This is a genomic window from Corallococcus terminator, assembly GCF_003611635.1.
GTDB lineage: Bacteria > Myxococcota > Myxococcia > Myxococcales > Myxococcaceae > Corallococcus > Corallococcus terminator.
In genome coordinates, this window is record NZ_RAVZ01000503.1 from 1 (window position 1) to 4,807 (window position 4,807).

Genomic DNA, 4,807 nt, shown 5'->3' on the forward strand with positions numbered 1-4,807 from the left:
CAGCGTGCGCGGCGCGGTTGCGGGACGGCGGTGGCGACACGGGAAGCGTACTCCTCATTCGCGGCGCGGAAGTAGTCGATGGCGCGGGGGATGATGTCTTCACGACGCACCGCTCCGCGTGGCCGGGTGGCATGAAGCCGGTGAAGGTCAGTGCAGCGCCTTCGCCGCGGTGACGATGCCGTCCGTGTCCGCGTAGAGGTGGTGGCCCGGGGTGAAGGTGACGCCCGCGAAGCGCACCTCCACGTCGCGCTGGCCCTCGTCGCGCTTGCCGCTCTTGAGCGGATGGGTGCCCAGCGCCTTCACACCCACGTCGGTGCGGCCCACCTCCTCAGCGTCGCGGATGCAGCCATTCACCACGACCCCCGCCCAGCCGTTCTTCTGGGCCAATGCCGCGAGGTGATCCCCCACCAGCGCGCAGCGGCGGCTGCCTCCGCCATCCACCACCAGCACACGGCCCTGGCCGGGTTCCTCCAATGCCTTGCGGACCCGTGAGTTGTCTTCAGGCGCTCGCACCGTGCTGATGGGGCCATGGAAGTCGCGGCGGCCGCCGTAGTCCAGGAAGCCTGGCTCGGCGACCTGGAAGTGCGCGGTGCCGGCGTGGGCGTCACAGAGGTCGGCGGTCTTGGGGGCGGTGGGTTCGCTCATGGACCGGCAGCCTGCGCGGCGCCCGTCGGGCGATGCAACCCCGGAAGCGCCGCGCGTCAGGTACACGCCACGCGTGGGGCCGACTGTCATTGTCCGTGTGGGTCCCTCTGGCTTGACGCTGAAATGTCCAGAATCCTATCGTCGCCGCCTTCCTGAGGGGGCAGTCCATGCAAGTCTTGAAGAAGTATTTCGTGTCAGCGATTGCGCTGCTCGCGGTCGCCTGTGGCGAGGCGTCCATTCCGTCCACTCCCGTCCTGCACGAAGGGGAGGGCCTGCTGGAGTTGCCCCTGGTCGCGACGACGACGGCGGGACGCAGCTACAAGCTCGTGGGGGCGTCGTTCGCCATCACGGGGCCGCAGTCCATCACCATCACCGACACGTCCGCCGACACGGTGAGCGTCCCGCTGCTGGCGGGGCTCTACACGGTGCAGATGACCGGTTCCTGGCACGTGGAGCGCACGGACGCGCCCGGCCAGACGGTACCCGCCACGCTCGTCTCGCCGAACCCCATGTCGTTCACGGTGGGAGAGGGCCAGACGCGTCCGGTGCGGTTCCTCTTCAAGGTGGCGGGAGACGCCACCGCGGATGTGGGCTTCAGCGTGGACCACGGCGGCTGGATCTCCGGCTCCATTGAGTTCGAGCTGATGGGCGGACCGCAGGACCCCTCCATCTTCGCGGCGCTGGGTGGCACCACGGTGCCCTTCGTCATCAGCTTCGCGTCCTCGACGGTGACCCGGCTCCCGGGCCCCTACGAGAAGCGGGTGGAGGTGGTCACCGGTCCGGTCACCCTCCAGTTCGGAGGCACGGCATCCGACGTGTTGCAAAACCGGGTGGTTCCCGCGCTGGAAGGGTTGCCGTTGGTCCTGCGGCTGACGCGGACCCCATTCAATTCCGAGGTCGAAATCGATTACATCCGGTTGGAGAGCCTGGAGACGGGCACCCAGTTCGGGCTCCTCCCCGAGCCCGTGGATGGCGCGGGGGACAGCGAAGGCTACCCGACGTTGCAGCCGTTCGTGCTCGATGGCCACTTCGACATCATGCGCAATGGCCCCGAGCGTTCTGACACTGCCTTCGGCAGGGTCCACGGGCAAATCGCTCCCCAGTAGCCCGCTGAAAATCGACCGCCGCGCGCCGTCCTTGCGGGCGGCGCGCGGCGGGTGAAGCGGTGTTGGAGGCGCCGCTTCAGTTTTCGCGTGCGAAGTTCTGGCTGTTGCTGTTGTAGGTATTGCCGCTCTCGCTGAAGGTGGCCGCCTTGAAGACGAAGACGCCGTACGCGGGGCTCTCGGAGATGACGGAATCCGTGAGCTGGAGCCGGCCCTGGTTGGAACCGTTGCCGCCGCCCACGGAGATGTTGGCGACGATGTCCCCGGTGTTCGTGAAGTAGTCGCAGCAGAAGTCATCCGAACCGCCGTACTTCACGTCCGCGAAGGCGATGACGTTGCTCCCGCTGGAGGAGCGGATGGAGATGCCCTTCCAGTAGCCGGACGTCTCCGTCTTGCCCGTGAACACGATGCGCTCCGCCGCCGTGCCCCGCGCCACCAGGGAACCGTCCTGTTCGATGCGCAGGCCCGAGGACGCCTCGAACTGGAGCCGGACGCCCGGGTCGATGGTGAGCGCGCCGGTGTACGACACCGTCGTGTCCGGGATGCCGGTGGCGATGCCGTAGGGCACGTCCAGCTTGCGCAGCGTCTGGGTCGCGCCGGAGTCCGCCGTCGGGGCCGCCAGGACGTGGACGGTGTTGTCGCCGTTGGCGGCGGGGTTGGTCGCGCTGTTGCCGGAGTAGATGCTCGCGCTGTCCAGCGCGCCCACCAGGGACATGGTCAGGCTGACGGGGGCGCCCAGGTTGCCCCGGAAGACGTTCTGCGCGAAGCCCGGCAGGCGGGCCTTGTTGAAGGCGAAGAGGCCCACCGTGCCGCTCTTCTCGATGGTCGTATGCGTGATGCGCACCGTGCTGGCGGCGTCCCGCAGGTTGGAGCCCAGCAGCACGGCGGCGCGGGCGTCCATGCCGCCGCCAGCGCCGTAGAAGAAGTCGCAGCAGAAGGGCGACTCGCTGCCCGCGTAGGAGACGGTCACGTACTCCAGCACGTTGGCGGGGTTGTTGGACTTGAACGCGAGCCCCTTCCAGAAGCCGGGCGTCTGCGTCGTCCCGGTGAAGGTGATGGGCTTCGCCTCCGTGCCCGCCGCGTTGAGCGAGCCCGTCTCCGTGATGAGCAGGCCCGCGTCGGGCCCGAAGCGGACCACCGTCCCGGGGGCGATGGTGAGCGCGCCGCTCACCTCGATGACGCCCTTCACGGAATAGGCGCAGTTGTCGTCCCCGGCCGACCAGGTCGTCGCCGCGGTCTGCTTCTCGGTGATGTCCCGGACGCAGGTGTCACCGTCGCCGTCGCCGTCGCCGGGCCCGTCTTCTCCGCCACAGGCGGCCAGCACGGAAGCGGCCAGGACCGGAAGGAGCCGCGAGAATCGGAGGAGGTGCTGCGCCATGGAGTACTCCGGAGGAGGTCGAGCGGAAAATGCCGCCTTCGGAGGTGATTACGCCGGCCCCCGCGCATATTCCGTCGCGTCCCGGGAAACAGCGGCGCTCAGGGCCCCACCCACCCGGTAGAGTCGCGCTTCCCCGGGGTACGCCCCCTCTTCTGGAAGCGACGATGACCGACCGAAACGCGGGCGACCGGAAGCTGGAGGTGCTGTTCCAGAACAACCGCCAGTGGGCCGCCTCGATGGTGGAGAAGGACGCCGACTTCTTCACGAAGATGGTGGGCTCCCAGGCGCCGGAGTACCTGTGGATTGGCTGCTCCGACAGCCGGGTGCCGGCCAACCAGGTCGTCAACCTGATGCCGGGCGACCTGTTCGTCCACCGCAACATCGCCAACGTGGTGGTGCACACCGACCTCAACTCGCTGTCGGTGTTGCAGTTCGCCATCGACCTGCTGGGCATCCGGCACATCATCGTCTGCGGCCACTACGGGTGTTCGGGCGTACAGGCCGCCCTGGAGCGCCGCCGGGTGGGGCTGGCCGACAACTGGCTGCGCCACGTGCAGGACGTGCACCAGAAGCACGAGCGGCTCCTGGGCGAAGCGCTGTCGCCGAAGCTCCGGCTCGACCGGCTCTGCGAATTGAACGTGCTGGAGCAGGTGCAGAACGTCTGTCAGACCACCATCGTGCAGGACGCGTGGCTGCGCGGGCAGGACCTCACGGTGCACGGGTGGATCTACGGCGTGGAGGACGGCCTGCTGTCCGACCTGGGCCTCACGCTCAGCGGCGCGGAGGACCTGGCGGCGAAGCTGCCAGCGAGCCTCGCGCGCTACACGGCGACGCCGTAGTCGGGAAGGGGCACGAGGACGCGGCCTGTCAGGGAGTGTCCCACTGCTTCGCGATGTCCGCCTTGGAGGCGGGGGCCGGGCGGTAGTTCGCCGGGTTGCGGGACTGATCCGCCCGGAGGACGTACTTCGCGAAGTTCATCGTGTCGGTCTTGTAGAAGTCGACCGGGCTCTGCCGCTCACGGCCGTCGGTGAAGACCTCGGTGACCCTGCCGTCCTCGAAGTTCGCGCGGAGCACCAGCGGCCGCAGCTTGCTCCAGTAGGCGCAGTTCGTCCCCGTGTAGACGCCCTTGAGCTGCACGCCGCTCTTGAGCGTGATGTCGTACTCCATCAGGTTGGATTTGGACTCGTTGCGCATCCCATGGCGGCAGCGGGACACCACGCTCGAAATCTCCTGGAGCCACCGCCGCCCGTTCTCCCCGGCCTCCGCGATGTAGGGCTGTGGCCCTTTCATCTGCAGCGCTGTCGCGTTCTCGGTGCCGAAGCGCAGCAGTTCCCGGTCGAGTTCCCGGTTCATCATCTGCGCCAGCTTCGGGTTCGGCAGGGTGCCCGGGACTTCGATGTCGCCGTCGCAGGCACACAGCAGCAGCAGGGCCGAAGCCACGCCAAGGCGGAGAAGAGCAGGGGTTCCCATGCCGCTGTTTGTAGGACTTCCTGGAGGGCAGGGGGAAGGAAATCGCGGCCCGCCGCGGGCCCGTTCCGCACGAAATCCCCCAGGGCCATCGCCTTGGAAGGCCGCTTCCCCCAACCCCGCGGGACACCCACTGTCGGCATCCGCGGAGCCCATGCCTCGCGGAAGCGTGACCCGTGGGGAGGGATGCATGCGATTGGGGTTGGGGTGGAGG

General features: G+C 68.3%; 5 protein-coding genes. 2 read left to right on the plus strand and 3 right to left on the minus strand.

Going from position 1 to position 4,807, the window contains the following annotated elements:
* Positions 1 to 147: 147 nt before the first annotated feature.
* Positions 148 to 645, minus strand: a complete 498-nt coding sequence (gene rraA, locus D7V88_RS38970; protein WP_120545594.1) for a ribonuclease E activity regulator RraA — start codon at positions 643 to 645, stop codon at positions 148 to 150.
* Positions 646 to 812: 167 nt separating this feature from the next.
* Here rraA and D7V88_RS38975 point away from each other — a divergent pair, with 167 nt between their 5' ends.
* Positions 813 to 1,751, plus strand: coding sequence for a hypothetical protein (locus D7V88_RS38975; RefSeq protein WP_120545595.1), 939 nt, complete (start codon positions 813 to 815; stop codon positions 1,749 to 1,751).
* 76 nt (positions 1,752 to 1,827) lie between these two features.
* Here D7V88_RS38975 and D7V88_RS38980 read toward each other — a convergent pair whose 3' ends face one another.
* Positions 1,828 to 3,126, minus strand: a complete 1,299-nt coding sequence (locus D7V88_RS38980; protein WP_120545596.1) for a hypothetical protein — start codon at positions 3,124 to 3,126, stop codon at positions 1,828 to 1,830.
* A 164-nt stretch (positions 3,127 to 3,290) separates the two neighbouring features.
* Here D7V88_RS38980 and can point away from each other — a divergent pair, with 164 nt between their 5' ends.
* On the plus strand, positions 3,291 to 3,965 hold the full coding sequence (gene can / locus D7V88_RS38985; protein ID WP_120545597.1) for a carbonate dehydratase: 675 nt from the start codon (positions 3,291 to 3,293) through the stop codon (positions 3,963 to 3,965).
* Between the two features lie 28 nt (positions 3,966 to 3,993).
* Here the strand turns inward: can and D7V88_RS38990 are convergent, their stop codons facing one another.
* Entirely contained in the window at positions 3,994 to 4,596 is a 603-nt protein-coding gene (locus D7V88_RS38990) for a hypothetical protein (protein WP_147449065.1), read from the minus strand.
* Positions 4,597 to 4,807: the final 211 nt, after the last annotated feature.

Bases quoted from the DNA above. Each gene is read 5' to 3' on its own strand.
- rraA (WP_120545594.1), bottom strand. From the start codon at position 645: ATGAGCGAACCCACCGCCCCCAAGACCGCCGACCTCTGTGACGCCCAC.
- can (WP_120545597.1), top strand. From the start codon at position 3,291: ATGACCGACCGAAACGCGGGCGACCGGAAGCTGGAGGTGCTGTTCCAG.
- D7V88_RS38975 (WP_120545595.1), top strand. From the start codon at position 813: ATGCAAGTCTTGAAGAAGTATTTCGTGTCAGCGATTGCGCTGCTCGCG.
- D7V88_RS38980 (WP_120545596.1), bottom strand. From the start codon at position 3,126: ATGGCGCAGCACCTCCTCCGATTCTCGCGGCTCCTTCCGGTCCTGGCC.
- D7V88_RS38990 (WP_147449065.1), bottom strand. From the start codon at position 4,596: ATGGGAACCCCTGCTCTTCTCCGCCTTGGCGTGGCTTCGGCCCTGCTG.